Raw genomic sequence first — 18,072 nt, forward strand, 5'->3', positions numbered from 1 at the left:
CACAGCAGTCTCGCTCGGGTCCCGATCTAATGAACAAGAACAGCCGCCGTCGTCCGTTCCGTACGGCGGCCACCGGAATGCTGGGCATGTTGATGCCCGTTGCCCTGTCCACCACCGCGCAGACGTCGGCGCTGCCGCCGATGCCGGCCAACATCGAAGTGGCAGCCGCTGCCCCGGCGCATACCCAACCGGCGGCCTATCGCACCGGATTGACGGCCAACCCACAGGCCCCCGCCGCCGGCTTCAATGTCAGCCAGATCGAATCGATGGCCCAGCAGCTGACCTATGGCGAGCGTGTGCCGGGCATGGCCGTGGCCATCGTCCAGGGCGGTCGCATCCTCAGCGCGCGCGGCTACGGGGTCACCGACGTCAACAATCCCCTGCCAGTCGATTCGCACACCGTATTCCGCCTGGCCTCGTTGTCCAAGGCCTTCGCCGGCACCATGGCCGGGTTGCTGGTCAACGATGGCACCCTGCGCTGGGACAGCAAGGTCACCGACTACGTGCCCGGCTTCCAGCTCACCACGCCCGAGGCCACCGAACGGCTGACCGTCGCCGATCTGCTCAGCCACCGGGTGGGCCTGCCGTACAACGCGTATGACCGCGATATCGAAGCGAATGCGGAGTACTACACGCTGACCCAGAAGCTGGGGTCCACGTCGTTGAAATGCCTGCCGGGTGATTGCTATGCCTATCAGAACGTGGCCTACAGCCTGATCGGCGATGTGGTCTACGCCGCCTCCGGCAGCTTCTACGAACAGGCGGTGGAACGCCGGCTGTTCAAGCCACTGGGCATGGACGATGCCAGCCTCGGGCTGGCGGGCATCCAGGCCAGCTCGCGCTGGGCGCGCCCGCACGTGCGCAGCCGCAACGGCTGGGTCTCGCTGACGCCCAAGCCGACCTACTACCGCCTCGCACCGGCGGCGGGCGTCAACGCCAGCGCCAACGACATGGCGCAGTGGCTGCTGGCACAGACCGGACATCGCCCTGACGTGCTGCCCGCGCCGCTGCTGGCCACCCTGCACGCCTCGCTGGTCAACACACCCGGCGAAATGCGCTCGGGCTGGCGCCGTGAGCGCCTGCGCTCGGCCGGTTACGCACTGGGCTGGCGCAACTTCGATTACGCCGGTCACGAAGTGGTGTTCCATGCCGGCGCCGTGCAGGGCTACCGCGGCCTGGTGGCGCTTGTGCCGGAACGTGACCTGGGCATCGCCATCCTCTGGAATGGCGAAAGCAGCCTGCCCAGCGGACTGCTGCCCACCGTGCTGGATGCGGCCATGGGCCTGCCGACCCAGCGCTGGCTGGATGTCGATACCGATTTCGGCAGCGACAGCCTGATGGCGGAAGGCGCACCGGCCCAGGACAAGCGCAAGGGCGCCTCCTCCAGCCGCGCTACAGCCTCACCCCGATAACGGAGCAAAAAAAGGGGACGGAGGGAATTAATCTCGATTAATTCCCTCCGTCCCCTTTTTGCTGCATAAAAAAACCCCCGCTCCGCTGGGCTGTCGGAGAGGGGGCTTCAGGTATCGCTATCGGGACGTGCTTAGATCAGCGGCGCCGGGGTTGCGGGCAAGGCCACCGGAGCAGACTTCTTGCGACGGACCGGGGTCTTGCGCGCTGCTTTCTTCGCAGCCGGCTTCTTCGCGGTGGCCTTCTTCGCCGCCTTCTTGGCGGTCTTCTTTACGGCCTTCTTCGCGGTCGCCTTTTTCGCGGTCGCCTTACGCGCGGTTGCCTTCTTGGCTACCTTCTTGGTCGCCTTCTTGGCGGTCTTCTTGGCCGCAGCCTTCTTTACCGCTTTCTTGGCGACCTTCTTGGCGGGCTTGCGCGCGACCTTCTTGGCAGCCTTCTTCGCGGTGGTCTTCTTCGCGACCTTCTTGGCGGTCGCCTTCTTGGCTACCTTCTTCGCGGTCGCCTTCTTGGCTACCTTCTTCGCGGTCTTCTTTACGGCCTTCTTCGCCGTTGCCTTCTTCGCGACCTTCTTGGTTGCCTTCTTTACTGCCTTCTTCGCCGTTGCCTTCTTGGCGACCTTCTTCACTGCTTTCTTGGCAGTCGCCTTCTTCGCGACCTTCTTCACTGCCTTTTTCGCAGCGGCTTTCTTGACTACCTTCTTCGTCGCCTTTTTGGCGGCGGGCTTCTTCTTCGCAGTGGCCATGGGATGGCTCCTCGTCAGTGATGGAGAATTGAAACGCCCAGGTAAATCGAACCCGCCGGATGGGTTGGCGGGGACCGCCGACGCGTACCACGCGTCGTGACGGGTGCTGCGGTGCCCGCTTCGATCGGCGAGGCTGGCATCGCGGCAGAACGGATGGTGCGAATCTCCGGGGGAAGCTGTGCCGACTCCACCGTCGCTCGACGTGCAGTGGATGTCCGGGTTGTGCTTCGCGCCTGTCGGTTGATCGGGTGCACTCGGTTTCGAAGAAAGGTCCGTTGGGCGAAACCTAATCACGCTTTTTTGGGCTGTCAACAACCCCAGGCAAAAACTTTCACGCAGAACCCGCCTCGCGCCTGCTCGATCACTGCAGCGCAGGCACGGCACCGGCGCCCCGCGAGGGCCTTGCGCGCCTTCGACGGCGCGACGCGCAGCGCCTCGGTCGCGCGCGAAAGTGCTTTAAACAAGTCCTTTTCAAAAACGGCGTGCAACGCATGCGTTGGCGCGCACGTTACCCGTGGGCAAACGTATCGCTGCAACCTGGTTACCGGAACACTTCGGAAACGTGCCGTTTTTTTTTTCACACGAATGAAGCCGATGCACGTGGTGCAAACGCGGTTTTGCGCAAAACTTTTCCGCTTTACGCGACCAGCAGGTGCGGGGTTCCGACCGCACATCGAACGGGCGCGGGTGACACGCATGCCATCAGCGCGCGGTCGGAGCCGGTCCGGCGCAAGAGAAAACGCATCACGCGTCGGCCAAAAAAAAGACCGCCCCTGGGGGCGGTCCTTCGCTGCAACCGGTCAACCCCGATCAGTGATCGTCGTCTTCCAGCACCTCGGCGTAGTCGTCCGGACCGAGCAGCTCATCGAGCTCACCCGCACCCGCGGCATCGACCACATACAGCCAGCCTTCGCCGTACGCATCTTCATTGATGGTCTCCGGCTTGTCAGCCAGCGCCGAATTGACCTCGACGATGGTGCCGGTGACCGGGCTGTAGACGTCCGAAGCCGCCTTGACCGATTCGACAACGGCGATGGCTTCGCCCGCCTTTGCCTCGATGCCGACTTCGGGCAGCTCGACATAGACCAGATCGCCGAGGAGGCCCTGGGCGTGGTCGGAAATGCCAACGGTGATGCGGCCGTCGGACTCGACGCGCGCCCACTCGTGGGACTTGAGGAACTTGAGGTCGCCGGGGATCTCGCTCATGACACTGCTCCAGGAATACAGGGTGTGGAAAAAACGCCGCTAGTGTAACCAACCGGCCGGGCCTGCTGGCAGGCCCGTGCCGACAAACCTGCGATCACGCCTCGCCCAGCACACCGGCCTGCGCTTGCCCTTCGCGCACGAACGGGAACTTGACCACGCGCACGGGGACGGCGCGGCCGCGGATGTCGACGGTGACGCCGCCCAGTGCACCCGCAGGTACGCGGGCGAAGGCGATGCCCTTGCCCAGCGTGGGCGAGAAGGTGCCGGAGAGGATTTCGCCCTGGCCGCCTGCGGTCGTTACGACCTGACCGTGGCGCAGCACGCCCTTTTCGTCCATCACCAGCCCGATCATCTGCCGTGCATCGCCGGCGGCCTTCTGCGCTTCCAGTACATCGCGGCCGATGAAATCGCGGCCCTCATCCAGCGATACCGTCCAGGCAAGCGCCGCCTCGTACGGCGTGATCGCTTCGTCCATGTCCTGGCCATACAGGTTCATGCCGGCTTCCAGCCGCAATGTATCGCGCGCGCCCAGACCGGCCGGCTTGACCCCGGCCTTGATCAGCTTGTCCCAGAACGCGACGACCGCATCCTGCGGCAGCAGGATCTCGAAACCGTCTTCGCCGGTGTAGCCGGTACGCGCGACGAACAACGGCACGCCATCGGCGGCGCTTACCTGGGTGGCGGCGAAGCGACCGAGCTTGGCCAGTGCGTCCTTGTCGTCGGTGTCGACCAACCCGCCTACCGCGTCACGGGCCTGCGGCCCCTGCACGGCGAGGATCGCCAGATCCGGACGCTGCTGCACGCTGACGGCAAACGGGATGGCCTGTTCGGTAAGCCACGCCAGGTCTTTTTCGCGCGTCGAGGCATTGACGACCATGCGGAAGAAATCATCGGCCACGTAGTAGACGATCAGGTCATCGATGACGCCACCGCGCGCATTGAGCATGCAGGAATACAGCGCCTTGCCTGGGCCCTTCAGCTTGTCCACGGAATTCGCCAGCAAGCGACGCAGGAACGGCTTGACCTGATCACCCCGCAGATCGACGACGGTCATGTGGCTGACGTCGAACACGCCGGCCTCGCGGCGCACCAGGTGATGCTCATCCAACTGCGAGCCGTAGTGGATGGGCATGTCCCAGCCCCCGAAGTCGACCATCTTTGCGCCGAGGGCGCGGTGGGAATCGTTGAGCAGCGTCTTCTGGGTCATGACCGGTCCGGCAACTAGGAAACAAGACCCCCATTATCCCAGATAGCACGAGGGCGCTGCGCGCTGCACTGCAGAAGTAAAGGCAAGGGCAAGGGCAAGGGCAACGGCAACGGCAACGGCATAAGCCACAGGGCTGCATGTTGGCGGGGCGGGGTGGAGTGGCGGGGGACGGCACGAGCCGCATCCTGCGGGCCTCGTTGAGAGCCATCCATGGCGCTCAACGCCCCCGCCACCCCACCCCGCCACACCTTCGACAGGTCCACGGTGCTGCGTTGGTAGCGCCGCCCCATGGTCGGCGGATTCGCTGGAAAATGAGGTCTGATGATTTCCGCCGAGCATGGCTCGGCGCTACCGATGACAGCAGGCTGTCTGGTGGAGGGAGCCCCTGAGTCAGGGGCGGCCGCGAAGCGGCGGGGTGTGGGTGCTGGTGAGACGGGGCCCGCGGTTTGCGAAGCAAAGCGTGGGAGCGGCAGCGCGAATGCGATGACGTGGACCCCGCCATGGATGGCGCGAAACGAGGCCCGCAGGAGCGGCTCTTGCCGTCCCCCGCCCAGCCCCACCGCCCGCGACCCCTTGCACGTAGCCTTGAATCAGCCACCCGCGAGGGGGGCTCACCCGTTCGCTTCCACCTGCAGCACACCATTGACCACGGCCACCACGCGCACCGGCGTGCCCGCCGCCAGCTCCGGTCCGGTGACCTGCCACGACGAATCATCGATGCTGACCCGCCCCTGCCCCGCCACGATGCCCTGCTGCAGCACCGCCACGCGGCCCACCAACTGCGCACTGCGACGGTTCAACAGCGGCGCATCGCTCTGCCGGCCGTGCGTCCTGCCCCAGCGGCGATACGCCTGGATGGCGACCACGCTGAGGACCACGAACGCAACCACCTGCCACAGCACCGGAATGCCGGGCACCAGTGCGGTGATCAGAAACACCGCCGCCGCGCCGATGCCGATCCACAGCATGAACGCACCCGGCGCCATCGCTTCGGCAGCGAACAACAGCAGCGCCAGTGCCCCCCATCCGACGACTTCCCAGCGCATGTCAGTCTCCAAAGCGCGGCGGCACCGCGCGGGCAGGCTTGTCGTCCTGTTTGGCGAAAGCATGCTTGGCCAGTTCGGCGACGCCGGCGATCGATCCAATCACGCCACTGGCCTCCATCGGCATCAGCACCAGCTTCTGGTTCGGCGAGGTCGCCAGGGCCTTGAACGCTTCTACATACTTCTGTGCGATGAAGTAATTGATTGCCTGCACGTCCCCTTCGGCGATCGCCACCGACACCATCTGGGTGGCCTTGGCTTCGGCCTCTGCCAGGCGCTCGCGTGCCTCTGCATCGCGGAATGCGGCCTCACGGCGGCCCTCGGCCTCCAGCACGGTCGCCTGCTTTTCACCGTCGGCACGCAGGATCTCGGATTGGCGCGCGCCTTCGGCTTCGAGAATCTGCGCGCGCTTCTCGCGTTCGGCCTTCATCTGCCGCGCCATCGCGTCCAGCAGATCGCGCGGTGGCTGGATGTCGCGGATCTCGATCCGGTTGACCTTCAGGCCCCACGGATTGGTCGCCTGATCGACGACGCTCAGCAGCTGCGCATTGATCACCTCGCGCTGGCTCAGGGATTCGTCCAGGTCCATCGAGCCGATCACGGTGCGGATGTTGGTCTGTACCAGGGCGATCATCGCCACTTCCAGGTTGGAAACCTCGTAGGCTGCCTTGGCCGCGTCCAGCACCTGGAAGAACACCACGCCGTCCACGCGCACCGCGGCGTTGTCCTTGGTGATCACTTCCTGGCTGGGCACGTCCAGCACCTGCTCCATCATGTTCACCTTGCGCCCTACCCCGTACACGATCGGGATCAGGAAATGCAGGCCGGGCGACATCGTATGGGTGTAGCGGCCGAACCGCTCCACCGTCCATTCAAAGCCCTGCGGCACCATGCGCACTGCCTTGAACAGCACGATCACGGCCACGATCGCCAGTACCACCGTAAAGAACATCGTCGGGAACATCTCGCTTCCTCTTCCATGAAAACCGACCTGCAGCATACCCCGCGGGGTGGGTTTGCCGCGCTGGCGGGCGTTTTCGTCTGAGTCTCGCGGCGGTGGGAGAGGCTGCACGGGACACGCCGCAAGTACGTCCTTGTAGGCTACTGTTCGGCTCCTGCCTCACAGTGTCCCGTGCAGCCTATCCCGCCGCCGCCTGACAGCAGGTCGGTCCGCCCAGAGCAAACGAGAGGAAAAGAAAGAGCAGCCGAGCTGCTGCTCGGCTTTTTTGACGATGCGCTCGCGAAGTGTCCAAGAGGCAGGGGGCGGGGCTGCGCGGGACGCAGAGCCGCATGGATGCGGCGATGCAGCCTACCTGGGTGAGCCCGCATTGCTTGCGAGGCACTGCCTCGCATGCGCTCGAACGCACAGCCGCCGGCTGCTGGGCCGGGCCGCGGAGCGGGACTTGCGGCGTGTCCCGCGCAGTCCCGGCCCCTGCCTCACGCCAGCAGGCGCCGGCACGTTGCTCTAAATGCGGGTGGTGGCCATGAAGCGTTCGCGGTCCTGCGCGGTGCGTCGGCGGATCTCGGCCAGCGCCTGGTTCTCGGTCGCCTCCAGCATCGCTTCGAACAGGCGCTGGAAGTGGTAGCGCATCGCATTGCGCGCTGCAGCAGGATCGCGCGACGCCAGCGCCTCGAAGATCGCCATGTGCTCGTCGGCACGGCTGGCGCCGTCGTCGTGGCAGACACGGGCATACACCTCTGCCACGCGCGGCATGTCGCTGCGCATGCGCCAGATCTGCTGCACGAAATACTCCACCACCGGATTGCCGGACAGGCGGGCGATGGTCAGATGGAAGCGGCGGTCGAAATCACCCGCCTCGGCATCGGTCAGGTCGCGACGGCAGAGCGCCTCGGCCAGCACCCGCAGTTCGGCGATGTCCGCGTCTTCCAGGTTGCCGGCCGCCAGCGCGGCGGCCTCGGCCTCGAACACCGCACGCGCCGCGGTCAGGTCGAATGCGCTGACATCCGGAAAGCCACCCAGGCCATCCAGTGGCCGCGGTTTCACATACACGCCCGAGCCGATGCGGATCGCGATCCAGCCCTGAGCTTCCAGGGCGATCTCCGCTTCACGCACGGTGACCCGGCTGACGCCGAAGCGTTCGGCCAGTTCGCGTTCGCCGGGCAGCCGTGTGCCGGGCGGGAACTCTCCGTCCTCGATCAACGTGCGGAGTTTGGAGGCGATGGTCTGGTACAGGCGGTTGGCGGACATGGGCTGACCCTTGGTGGTTCCCTCCGGCACCGTCCCGGGCCACCGCGCGCGGGGCTGGTCCGGTTGGAGCAACGGCGCGACCCTGAAGGCCGCGCCGTCTCGATTTAGAACTTGTATCGTACACCGAAAAACGCACGTCGCCCGTAGCTCACGACCTCGCGGAAGTTGCCAAAGGACGGTTGGTACGCCACGCGCGGTTCGTTGGTGAGGTTCATCAGTTCCAGTGACAGCGACAGGTTGCGGCTCACCCGGTAACGCGCGCGCAGGTCCACGCTGGTGTTGTCGTCGTAGTAGCGATTCTGCTGTGCGGTGTTGCCGGTGAAATCCTGGTAGTAGCTTGAGCGGAACTTGGCGATCGCCTGGATGTTGAACGGGCCCACGTCCCAGTACAGCGAACCGGACAGCACGTGCCGCGAGAACCCGCTCAAGCCGGCCGTCGGCACGATCGCCGGGATGACGCTGCCATCGCTGGCCAACTGCTCGCCCAGACGCGAATCCTGCGTCTCGTAATCCGAATCGGCGTAGTTGTAGCTCACCTTGAAGCCCAGGCCGTCAAACGGCTTCGGCAGGTACGAGAAGCGGTGTGTCGCACTGAGCTCCATACCGGTCAGCGTGCTGTCTTCGTCGGTGGTGACCTGCTGGCGCACCGGCACGGTCACCGTCTGGCCATCGATGGTGTAGGTCTCATCCACCAGCGAGGTCGCGGTTCCGCCATTGAACTGCTTCCAGTACACGGCGGCGGCCAGCAGCGTATCCGGGTTCGGGTACCACTCCAGCGACAGATCGCCGTTCCAGCTCATCAGCGGCTGCGCGGCGGGGTTGCCGCTGGCACTGATGTCGTCCAGTGCATCGGCCAGGTTGCCGAAGGTCGCATCGCTGTTGACGTTGATCGTGCGGCCCGCACCCAGCGCGGAAATGTCCGGGCGCGACATCGCGCGGTAGCCGGCGACACGCAGCAGCAGGTCCTCACGCAGCGCGAATGACGCATTGGCGCTGGGCAGCAGCTTGTCGTTGCCGGCCTTGAACGTCTGCGTGCTGAACTCGCCGGTCGGCTGCAGGCGGATCGTGCCGTCGCCGTTGTCACGCACGGTCAGGCCGGTGCGTACGCCTTCGGAGCGCACGTCGGTCTTGACCCAGCGCGCGCCGACGTTGCCGGTGACGGGCAGGCCGAACCACTCACTGCTGAACTCACCGAGCAGATACAGCGAGCGCGTCTTCTCGGTGATGTCGACGTTGTTCGGGTCCGGCCGATCCGGATCGAGCAGGTTGTCGGTAGTACCGCGGAAGGACTGGTACAGGCACATCGGATCGAAGTACGCCCACTCGGAGATCGTGTTGCCGCTGGCGGCATCCATGAAATCCTTCTGCGGGAACGCCGCGCGGCAGCTGGTGTTGGCCGCGATGATGGCGGCCTTGTCGCCCGCCACGCGCTGGTCGTAATCGGTGATCAGCGTATTGTCACGCAAGGTGTAATCCGCCTGGCTGGCGCGCAGCCCTGCCTTGATGCGGGTGAAGAATCCTTCCTCCGGCATGAAGCTGGCATCGAAGCGGCCGGCGCGGATCTGATGGTCGTTCTCGGTCTGGCTGGAGGTGACGCGGGCGGCGCCGGTGTAGGCGTCCCAATTGCTCGCATCGAACGCCGGATCCAGTGCCACGCTGGGCACCTCGCCCTGCCAGGCCCAGTCGTAGTTCACATAGCCGGTGGTCCCGCTGCTGATGCCCGGCACGATCGCATTGGCGGTATCGCGCTGGTTGGCCCGCAGGCGGGTGGCACGCTCGTCGTCCACGCGCTGGGTGTGCGAATAGGATAGGTCGGTGGACAGCTCCCAGGCCGGGCTCGGCCGCACGATCAGGTTGATTCCGCCGCCGGTGTATTCCTCGTTGCGCGTGTAGCGGTTGGAGGTCGAATCGATGGAGGTACTGCCGGACAGCTGGCGCAGCACGCCGTCTTCGTCGACCACCCGGTTGACGATGCCACGCCGCGCATTCGACAGGCTCAGGTCGCTGCGGTTTTCATACCAGTTGCGGTCCGTGTGCTCGACATCGACGTTGACCTCGACGACGTCGTTGGGGCGCCATTGCACCGCAGCGAACTCGCTCTGCCGGTCGTTGCGTTCCTGCTTCAGGCGATAGATGCGGCTGCTGGGCACCAGGTAGAACGGCGTGCCGGCCGCGATGGCCGCTGCACCCGGCTCGGTGCAGTTCGCGTTGGCCACATTGACCCGGCCATCGCAGGCATACCAGGTGGATCCGCTGGTGATGCTCTCTTCCGGATCCGACCCGTCCAGGCGCTGCACGCCCAGCGATACCCCCAGCTTTCCGCCGTTCTTGAATTCGAACTGGTCGATGTAGCTGGCGGTGCCGCGATAGCCGATGCCGTCGTCGTCGCGATACTTCTTGTCGTACTCCGCCCAGCTGCCACGCAGGTCCAACTGTATCGCTTGCTTGCCGTACTCCAGCGGCTTGACCGTTTCCAGGCCGATGGTGCCGGCCACACCGCCTTCGATGATGTCGGCCCGCTGGGTCTTGTAGATCGCGACCGTGTTGATCAGCTCGGCGGGGAACATGTTGAAGTTCACCGAACGATCGCCGCTGCCGTTGGTGATCTCGCGCCCGTTGAAGTTGGTGCTGCTGAGGAACGCGCCCAAGCCACGGATCGAGATTTCCGATGCACCGGTCTTGTCGCGGGTAGACGCTGCACCGGTCAGCGTTTCGATGGCGTCCGCCAGCGACGGGGCCGGCAGGTCGCCGATATCTTCGGCCGACAACACGTCGGAGATGACCGTGTCGTCGCGCTTCTTGTTGATCGAGCTCTGCATCGACTCGCGGATGCCGGTCACCTGGACCTGGTCCAGGTTGGTCGCGGTGCCGCCTGCCGGCGGCGGGTCGGTCTGCTGCGCCATTGCCGGGCCGCTGGCGCAGAGCGCAGCCATCAGGGCAAGGGACAGGGCATTTCGGTGGAACGGTGCTGCAGGCATTTCGATACGACGCATGGTGTCCTCCTCCCAAAGGATGTCCCGCACTGCGGGCATGGGGCGCACTTTCGACATGCGGACACACAAATGTCAACCAATTGGACTGATTCTTTCGTCTTACCTTTGCTATAGGCCAATTCAGCAAGAAATCTTGTGCTGTTGCAGCATGACTTGCCGACAAACATGCCCTACAACTGCATCCCACTGGTCTAGTAAACCGGCTTACAATCCGTCCTGCGTCAGTGCCATCGTCCGGAGGAGACACCATGAAGTTTCCATCACAATCCCTGTCTTTAGCACTGCTGTTGGTCACGGGTGCTTCGTGGAGCGGGGCCGCTCACGCGGCGAGCCACCTGGTGCACGACGTGAGCGAGTTCAACACCGTGGCGGCCGCTCTCCAGCCCGGTGACGAAGTGGTTCTGGCCAATGGCACGTGGACCGATGCACGGCTGCTGCTGAAGGCGAGCGGCACCGCGGCGGCGCCGATCACCCTGCGCGCGCAGACGCCCGGCCAGGTGATCCTCAGCGGTCAATCGGACCTGCGGCTGGCGGGTGAGTACCTGCACGTGGCGGATCTGGTGTTCCGCGATGGCTTTTCGCCCAGCGAGGCGGTGGTGGCCTTCCGTGAATCGAGCAAGGCGGTCGCCCGCCACAGCCGGGTCAGCGGTGTGGTGATAGACGATTACAGCAACCCGGACAGCAGCGACCAGGATCAGTGGGTGATGCTCTACGGCGCGTTCAACCGGCTCGACCACAGCCAGCTGCGCGGCAAGACCAACGCCGGCCCCACCGTGGTGGTGGTGCGCGATGCAGCGCAGGGGCTGGACAACCAGCACCGCATCGACCACAACTGGTTCGGCCCGCGCCCGGCGCTGGGCGTCAACGGCGGCGAAACCCTGCGCGTGGGCACCAGTGACAGCTCGCTCAGCGATTCCAACAGCACCGTCGAGTACAACTGGTTCGAGGGCTGCGACGGCGAGACCGAGATCATTTCCAACAAGTCCGGCGGCAACGTTTACCGCGGCAATGTGTTCTATCGCTCGGCCGGCGCATTGACGTTGCGTCATGGCAACGGCAACCAGGTCATCGACAACATCTTCCTCGGTGATGGCAAGTCCGGCACCGGCGGCGTGCGGGTGATCAATGCGCAGCAGCAGGTCAGCAACAATTACTTCCAGGGGTTGGCCGGCAGCAGCAACCGCGCAGCGCTGGCGGTGATGCATGGCCAGGCCGCGCCGGCGTTGTCCGGCTACGCGCCGGTGGTCAATGCGACGATCGAGCGCAACACCTTCGTCGATGTGTCCAAGGTGAGTTTCGGCGTCGGCTACAACGCGGCGACCGGCATCGTCGTGCCCGCCAGCAACAGCCGCTTCCGCAACAACCTGCTGGTCAACCGCACTGGCGCGGATCCGGTCACGGTGAACGGCAGCATGGCCGGCGTCGCCTCCACCGGCAACCTGCAGTCGCCGCTCGCGTCCCCCGCCCTGCCCGGCGGCGTGGACAGCGTCGCGGCAACCCTCGTACAGGCGTCGAACGGACTGTGGGTGCCCTCGCCGGCCCTCCCATCGGCCGGCGCCTCTGCCACCCTGAGCGTGACATCCCGCGATGCCACCGGCGTGGCCTGGTATCCCAAACAAGGGGAATGGACGGATGCGGCCGCTGTCGGCCACCGCCTGCCCACCAATGGAGCTGATCGATGAAGCACACGTACCTCTCGCTTGCCCTCGCATTGGCCACGGCCAGCGGCGCCGTGGCCGTGCTGCCCGCGCCCGCCTATGCGGCGACGGCGGCGTCCACGCCGGCCGAAACCGCGGTGGCGCCGGTGCTGGTCACCGTCAGCCAATGGAAGCAGATGGCCAGCGAGGGCGCCCGTTATCCCTCCTTCGCCAAGGAGCAGGCACGCAACGAGGCGATGCTGCGGCGGATGATGAAGGCCGGCATCGACGTCCCCTTTCCCAAGGACAAGGGCGGCGGGCGCACGCATGAGCAGCACAAGCGCAACTACCAGGCGCTGCTGGCCGCCGGCACGCTGTACCGCTTGACCGGCGACACCGCCTACGTCGATTACGCCCGGCGCATGCTGCTGGAATACGCCGCGCTGTACCCCACCCTGGGTCCGCATCCGGAAGGACGCGGGCAGATCCCGGGCCGGGTGTTCTGGCAGGTGCTCAATGACTCGGTGTGGCTGGTCAACGCCGTGCAGGGCTACGACGCGATCCGCGACGCGCTGCCCGCCAAGGACCGTCAGACCATCGATGACCGCGTGTTCCGGCCGATGGCCGAGTTCCTTGCCAGCGAGCCGAAGAACTTCGACCAGATCCACAATCACTCCACCTGGGCGGTGGCGGCCACCGGCATGACCGGCTACGTGCTGCGCGACCAGGACCTGGTGGAGAAATCGCTGCGCGGCAGCCGCAAGGATGACGAATTCGGGTTCCTGCGCCAGGTCGACCTGCTGTTCTCGCCCGACGGTTACTACGAAGAAGGCCCCTACTACCAGCGCTATGCCCTGGCGCCATTCCTGTTGTTCGCCAATGCCATCGAGCGCAACGAGCCGCAGCGGAAGATCTTCGAGCGCCGCGACGGCGTGCTGCTGAAGGCCGTCGATGTGCTCGTGCAGAGCAGCTACGGCGGCCTGTTTTTCCCGATCAACGACGCCATCCTCGACAAGGGCGTGGATACGGAAGAACTGGTGGCGGGCATCGGCATCGCATACGCGCGCAGCGGTGACGACCAGTTGCTGTCAGTGGCCCAGCACCAGGACCGCCTGCTGTTGACCCCGGAGGGCCTGCAGGTCGCCCAGGCGCTGGCCGCCGGCAAGGCCAAACCCTTCGACTACCGCCCGATGCTGCTGCGCGATGGCCCGGACGGTGATCGCGGCGGGTTGGCGATTCTGCGCATGGGCGACGAAGACGGCCAGGTACTGGTACAGAAAGACACCATGCAGGGCATGGGCCATGGTCACTTCGACAAGCTCAACTGGCTGTTCTATGACAACGGGCAGCGCGTGGTGACGGACTACGGTTCAGCGCGCTTCCTCAACGTGGAAGCCAAGCGCGGCGGCATCTACCTGGCCGAAAACCGCAGCTGGGCCAAACAGACCATCGCCCACAACACGCTGGTGGTGGATGAAAAGAGCCACTTCAACGGCGACTGGAAGCGGGGCGAAGTGCATGCGCCGACCGTGCGTTTCTTCCAGGCCGATAAAGATACCCAGGTTGCCTCGGCCACGATGCGCGATGCGTACCCCGGCGTGACGTTCACCCGCACCCAGGCGTTGCTGCGCCATCCGGATCTGGCCCTGCCGGTCGTGCTGGACCTGATGCAGGTGAAGGGTGAGAAGGCGGCCCGCTTCGACCTGCCCCTGCACTTCAACGGCCACATCGTCAGCACCGGGTTCGAAGCCGAACGGTTCGTCGAGCAGCGTCCCGTGCTGGGCGCGGAAAACGGCTACCAGCATCTGTGGGTGGACGCGCGCAGCGCGCCCGGCACTGAACAGCGCAGCCTGGCCTGGCTGCTGGATGGACGCTTCTACACCTACCGTTTCGGCAGCACCGCGCCATCGCGGGCGCTGCTGGTGGAAAGCGGTGCGAACGATCCCGAGTTCAACCTGCGCCGCGAACCGGCGCTGGTGCAGCGCGTGGAAGGCCAGCGCGAAGTGAGCTTCTTCAGCGTGCTGGAACCGCACGGTGAATACAACGGCACGGCCGAGTACGTGCACGGGGCCGACAGCCAGATCACTGCGCTGGTGCGCGTGCGCGGCAAGGACGCCGAACTGCTGCAGCTGACGCTGGCCAGTGGCGCGCGCATCGCACTGGGCGTTGCCGATGACAGCAGTACCGATAGCGAACACAACGTGGTGGTGGATGGCCATACCTACACGTGGCGCGGCAGCCACGCGCGCATGGACCAGGCCGCCGGCAAGCGGAGCGGCCGATGAACGTGTCTTCTGCCGGCGCGCAGTTGCGCAAGGTGCCGGTCCGCTCGGCAGTGCGGTGGCTGATCGTGGGCCTGATCGCGGTCGCGACGGTCATCAACTACATCGACCGCAATGCGTTGGCGGTGATGTGGCCGGAGATCGCCCGCGAGGTCGGGGCGACCAAGGATGACTACGCGCTGCTGGTGACGGTGTTCATGCTGTTCTACGCCGCTGGGCAGTTCCTGTTCGGCCGGCTGTTCGACCTGATCGGCACGCGCATGGGGTTCGCACTGTCCATCAGCGTGTGGTCGATATCGATCGCCCTGCATGCGGTCACCCATTCCATCCTGTCGTTCAGTCTGGTGCGGGCGATGCTGGGCGTCAGCGAAGCCGGCGCCTGGCCGGGTGCGGTCAAGGCCAACGCGGAGTGGTTCCCGGCACGCGAGCGTGCGCTGGCACAGGGCGTCTTCAACGCCGGCGCCTCCATCGGCGCGATCGTGTCTGCGCCCGCCATTGCCGGCCTGTACCTGTGGCTGGGCTGGCGCGGGACGTTCGTGGTGATCGGTGCGATGGGCTTCCTGTGGCTGCTGCCGTGGCTGTTCGTGTACCGCGCAGGGCCGGACAAACACCCGTGGGTCAGTGATGCCGAGCGTCGTCTGATCATGGAAGACCAGGCCGGCGCCGCCGATCCCGCCGCACCGCGCCGCAGCGTGCGTGAGCTGCTGGCGCACCGGCAGAGCTGGGGCATGCTCGCCTGCCGCTTCCTGCTGGACCCGATCTGGTGGCTGTTCGTGTCCTGGCTGCCGATCTACCTGGCAGAAACCTTCGGCTTCGACATCAAGCAGATCGGCCTGTTCGCATGGGTGCCCTTCGTCGGTGCGATGCTCGGCAGCCTGACCGGCGGCTGGCTGTCCGGCCGGCTGATCCGCGCCGGGCACAGCGTGGACCGCGCCCGCAAATGGTCGATCACCCTCGGCTGCATCATCATGGCGCCTGCCCTGCTGGGCGCGGTGATGGCCGCCGGCCCGTTGGCCGCGGTGCTGACCATCGCCGCCGTGCTGTTCGGCTTCCAGGTCGCCATCGGCAATATCCAGACCCTGCCGGGCGATCTGTTCGGTGGGCGCTCGGTGGGCACGCTGGCCGGCCTGGGTGGCCTGGCCGCCGTTGCCGGCACCTTGATCACCACGTGGCTGGTGCCGGTGCTGACCCGCGAGTCCTATGCCCCGATGTTCATGCTCGTCGCCGCCCTCGTGCCGCTGTCGCTGGTCGCGCTGTGGTGGCTCACCGGCACGATCCGTCGCCTCGATGCACCCACGCCGACGCCTGCGCCGCAGCGCTGAGCGCACGCCTACGTTCCCCGCCCCTTTTTTCTCTCACACACCCCACGTAACAAAGGAGTTCCAACGCATGTCATTCCAGGACAAGGTGGCCATCGTCACCGGTGGCGGCCGCGATATCGGTCGCGCCATTTCGATCAAACTCGCCGCCGCCGGCGCCCGCGTCTGCTTCAACTACGCCAACGACGAAGCCAGCGCGCGCGAGACACTGGCGCAGATCGAAGCCGCCGGTGGCCAGGCCATCCTGCATCGTGCCGACGTGACCGATCCGGCCGCCGTCGCCGGGCTGGTGGCTGCCGCGCAGGCCGCGTTCGGTCCCCGCATCGACCTGCTGATCAACGTGGCCGGTGGCATGGTCGAGCGTCGCCCGCTGGCCGACATCGATCCGGCGTTCTTCCACAAGGTGATCGACCTCAACCTGACCTCGACCTACCTCACCACCCATGCCGTAGTGCCGCACATGGGCGAAGGCGCGGCAATCGTCAACTTCGCGTCGCAGGCCGGTCGCGATGGCGGTGGCCCCGGTGCATCCATCTATGCAACCGCCAAGGCCGGCGTGATGACCTTCACCCGCGCCATGGCCAAGGAACTGGGCCCGAAGGGCATCCGGGTCAACGCGCTGTGTTGCGGCATGATCGCCACGCGGTTCCATGACGAGTTCACCAAGCCGGAAGTGCGCACCGCCGTAGCCGCCGGTACGCCGCTGCGGCGCCAGGGTCGTCCGCAGGAAGCAGCGGACGTGGCCGTGTATCTGGCCTCGGACGAGGCCGCCTTCATCACCGGCGCGAACATCGACGTCAACGGCGGCACGTTCTTCTCCTGACCGGAGTTTCACCATGCTGCGCTGGATCACCGCTCTTTCCCTTGCCGTTGGTTCCGCGCTGTCCGCATCGGCTGCCCCCGCGCAGCCGGTGTGGGTCACCGCCTGGACCGCATCACCCGCGCCGGACCGCCTGGACGGCACGCCGCAGGCCCCCGTGCAGTTCGCTGCACAGACCGTCCGCCAGGACATCCGGCTGGGCAGCCGCGCCGATGCGCTGCGCCTGCGCATCAGCAATGAACTGGGCACGTCCCCACTGCGGGTCGAAGACATGACCGTACGCGGTTCCTCCGGCCGCCCGCTGCCCGTGCAGGTGGACGGACGCAGGGTCATCGACGTACCGGTTGGGGCTGCGTTGCTGACTGATCCGCTGCCATTGAAGGCCGCGGCGCTGGATGAGATCCAGGTCACCGCCTATTTCCCACAGGCGACGCGCCCCGCCGTGCGCCGTACCACCGTGCGGGTGGCCGACGGCCGACAGCCGCGTGTGGCCGACAGCGTGGCCGTGTCCTATCGCCAGAATGTGATTTCGGCGGTGCTGGTACAGCGCGCGGATCGACCATCGGTCATCGTGGCGCTGGGTGATTCCATCACCGAAGGCGCCACCGCAGCACGCGGCTCGTACAACCAGTGGCCCGAGCGCCTGGCCGTGCGCTTGCAGCAGGCCTGCCCGGACCGCTTCGTCGTGCTCAACCAAGGCATCAGCGGCAACAAGCTGCTGGACCACGGGCGCAGCCACAGCGCGCTGTCCCGGCTGGACCGCGATGTGATCGCCGTGGCCGATGCCGATCAGATGATCCTCTTCGAAGGCATCAACGATATCCGTCATGGCGGCGGCCCCACACCTCTGCCCGGCCGCACGGCCGACGACATGCTGCTGGGTTATCGACAGATCGCCACGCGCCTGCACCAGCACGGCGCGCGCGCGTTCATCGGCACGCTGACGCCCTTCGGGGGCTCCGAGCGCTATGAGCCGCTATCGGCCGCGACCCGGACCACGATCAATGCATGGGCGCGCGGCGATGACAGCGGCTTTGACGGCGTAGTGGACTTCGATGCGGCGCTGCGCGACCCGGCCACGCCGGAATCCCTGCCTGCCGGCATCACCCGCGATCACCTGCATCCCAACGACGAAGGCTATGCGCGCATGGCCGATGCCATCGACCTGACGATGCTGGGCTGTCAGGCACGTTGAGCACCCGAT

At 65.9% G+C, this 18,072-nt stretch carries 13 protein-coding genes; 6 read left to right on the plus strand and 7 right to left on the minus strand.

What is annotated here, in order from left to right; translation table 11 throughout:
• The first annotated feature begins 29 nt into the window (after window positions 1-29).
• On the plus strand, window positions 30-1,412 hold the full coding sequence (locus tag ABRP17_RS03785) for a serine hydrolase (RefSeq protein WP_192080185.1): 1,383 nt from the start codon (window positions 30-32) through the stop codon (window positions 1,410-1,412).
• A 131-nt stretch (window positions 1,413-1,543) separates the two neighbouring features.
• On the opposite strand, the gene ABRP17_RS03790 is transcribed toward ABRP17_RS03785, so the two are convergent.
• The 7 genes from ABRP17_RS03790 to ABRP17_RS03820 all read right to left on the minus strand — a co-directional run bounded on the left by ABRP17_RS03790 (window position 1,544) and on the right by ABRP17_RS03820 (window position 10,810).
• Window positions 1,544-2,152, minus strand: a complete 609-nt coding sequence (locus ABRP17_RS03790; RefSeq protein WP_349986058.1) for a hypothetical protein — start codon at window positions 2,150-2,152, stop codon at window positions 1,544-1,546.
• Window positions 2,153-2,962: 810 nt separating this feature from the next.
• The gene (gene gcvH, locus ABRP17_RS03795) at window positions 2,963-3,358 is read right to left on the minus strand and encodes a glycine cleavage system protein GcvH (protein ID WP_188324684.1); all 396 of its coding nucleotides are present in this window, start codon (window positions 3,356-3,358) and stop codon (window positions 2,963-2,965) included.
• Between the two features lie 94 nt (window positions 3,359-3,452).
• Window positions 3,453-4,565, minus strand: a complete 1,113-nt coding sequence (gcvT, locus tag ABRP17_RS03800) for a glycine cleavage system aminomethyltransferase GcvT (RefSeq protein WP_349986060.1) — start codon at window positions 4,563-4,565, stop codon at window positions 3,453-3,455.
• A gap of 611 nt (window positions 4,566-5,176) precedes the next feature.
• The gene (locus ABRP17_RS03805; protein ID WP_188324686.1) at window positions 5,177-5,611 is read right to left on the minus strand and encodes an NfeD family protein; all 435 of its coding nucleotides are present in this window, start codon (window positions 5,609-5,611) and stop codon (window positions 5,177-5,179) included.
• Window position 5,612: 1 nt separating this feature from the next.
• Window positions 5,613-6,572, minus strand: a complete 960-nt coding sequence (locus ABRP17_RS03810) for an SPFH domain-containing protein (protein ID WP_188324687.1) — start codon at window positions 6,570-6,572, stop codon at window positions 5,613-5,615.
• Between the two features lie 501 nt (window positions 6,573-7,073).
• The gene (locus tag ABRP17_RS03815; RefSeq protein ID WP_349986062.1) at window positions 7,074-7,817 is read right to left on the minus strand and encodes a FadR/GntR family transcriptional regulator; all 744 of its coding nucleotides are present in this window, start codon (window positions 7,815-7,817) and stop codon (window positions 7,074-7,076) included.
• Between the two features lie 104 nt (window positions 7,818-7,921).
• Window positions 7,922-10,810, minus strand: a complete 2,889-nt coding sequence (locus tag ABRP17_RS03820; RefSeq protein WP_372486886.1) for a TonB-dependent receptor — start codon at window positions 10,808-10,810, stop codon at window positions 7,922-7,924.
• Window positions 10,811-11,058: 248 nt separating this feature from the next.
• On the opposite strand from ABRP17_RS03820, the gene ABRP17_RS03825 reads away from it, so the two are divergent.
• The 5 genes from ABRP17_RS03825 to ABRP17_RS03845 all read left to right on the plus strand — a co-directional run bounded on the left by ABRP17_RS03825 (window position 11,059) and on the right by ABRP17_RS03845 (window position 18,063).
• On the plus strand, window positions 11,059-12,492 hold the full coding sequence (locus tag ABRP17_RS03825) for a polysaccharide lyase 6 family protein (protein ID WP_188324689.1): 1,434 nt from the start codon (window positions 11,059-11,061) through the stop codon (window positions 12,490-12,492).
• Window positions 12,489-14,732, plus strand: coding sequence for an oligoalginate lyase (locus tag ABRP17_RS03830; RefSeq protein WP_349986063.1), 2,244 nt, complete (start codon window positions 12,489-12,491; stop codon window positions 14,730-14,732). Before ABRP17_RS03825 ends, ABRP17_RS03830 begins: the two co-directional genes overlap by 4 nt.
• Window positions 14,729-16,051: an MFS transporter gene (locus tag ABRP17_RS03835; protein WP_188324691.1), complete on the plus strand. Its 1,323-nt coding sequence runs from the start codon at window positions 14,729-14,731 to the stop codon at window positions 16,049-16,051. Before ABRP17_RS03830 ends, ABRP17_RS03835 begins: the two co-directional genes overlap by 4 nt.
• Window positions 16,052-16,118: 67 nt before the next feature.
• Complete coding sequence (locus ABRP17_RS03840) at window positions 16,119-16,871, plus strand: SDR family NAD(P)-dependent oxidoreductase (protein ID WP_188324692.1); 753 nt, start codon at window positions 16,119-16,121, stop codon at window positions 16,869-16,871.
• Between the two features lie 13 nt (window positions 16,872-16,884).
• A complete protein-coding gene (locus ABRP17_RS03845; RefSeq protein ID WP_349986064.1) occupies window positions 16,885-18,063 on the plus strand; it encodes a GDSL-type esterase/lipase family protein in 1,179 nt (392 codons plus the stop codon).
• Window positions 18,064-18,072 lie beyond the last annotated feature (9 nt).

The organism is Stenotrophomonas sp. WHRI 8082 (assembly GCF_040223995.2).
GTDB lineage: Bacteria > Pseudomonadota > Gammaproteobacteria > Xanthomonadales > Xanthomonadaceae > Stenotrophomonas.

Coding starts and splice junctions, on each gene's coding strand:
- ABRP17_RS03810 (WP_188324687.1), bottom strand. CDS start 6,572: ATGTTCCCGACGATGTTCTTTACGGTGGTACTGGCGATCGTGGCCGTG.
- ABRP17_RS03845 (WP_349986064.1), top strand. CDS start 16,885: ATGCTGCGCTGGATCACCGCTCTTTCCCTTGCCGTTGGTTCCGCGCTG.
- ABRP17_RS03830 (WP_349986063.1), top strand. CDS start 12,489: ATGAAGCACACGTACCTCTCGCTTGCCCTCGCATTGGCCACGGCCAGC.
- ABRP17_RS03840 (WP_188324692.1), top strand. CDS start 16,119: ATGTCATTCCAGGACAAGGTGGCCATCGTCACCGGTGGCGGCCGCGAT.
- ABRP17_RS03805 (WP_188324686.1), bottom strand. CDS start 5,611: ATGCGCTGGGAAGTCGTCGGATGGGGGGCACTGGCGCTGCTGTTGTTC.
- gcvT (WP_349986060.1), bottom strand. CDS start 4,565: ATGACCCAGAAGACGCTGCTCAACGATTCCCACCGCGCCCTCGGCGCA.
- ABRP17_RS03825 (WP_188324689.1), top strand. CDS start 11,059: ATGAAGTTTCCATCACAATCCCTGTCTTTAGCACTGCTGTTGGTCACG.
- ABRP17_RS03785 (WP_192080185.1), top strand. CDS start 30: ATGAACAAGAACAGCCGCCGTCGTCCGTTCCGTACGGCGGCCACCGGA.
- ABRP17_RS03790 (WP_349986058.1), bottom strand. CDS start 2,152: ATGGCCACTGCGAAGAAGAAGCCCGCCGCCAAAAAGGCGACGAAGAAG.
- ABRP17_RS03815 (WP_349986062.1), bottom strand. CDS start 7,817: ATGTCCGCCAACCGCCTGTACCAGACCATCGCCTCCAAACTCCGCACG.
- ABRP17_RS03835 (WP_188324691.1), top strand. CDS start 14,729: ATGAACGTGTCTTCTGCCGGCGCGCAGTTGCGCAAGGTGCCGGTCCGC.
- gcvH (WP_188324684.1), bottom strand. CDS start 3,358: ATGAGCGAGATCCCCGGCGACCTCAAGTTCCTCAAGTCCCACGAGTGG.
- ABRP17_RS03820 (WP_372486886.1), bottom strand. CDS start 10,810: ATGCGTCGTATCGAAATGCCTGCAGCACCGTTCCACCGAAATGCCCTG.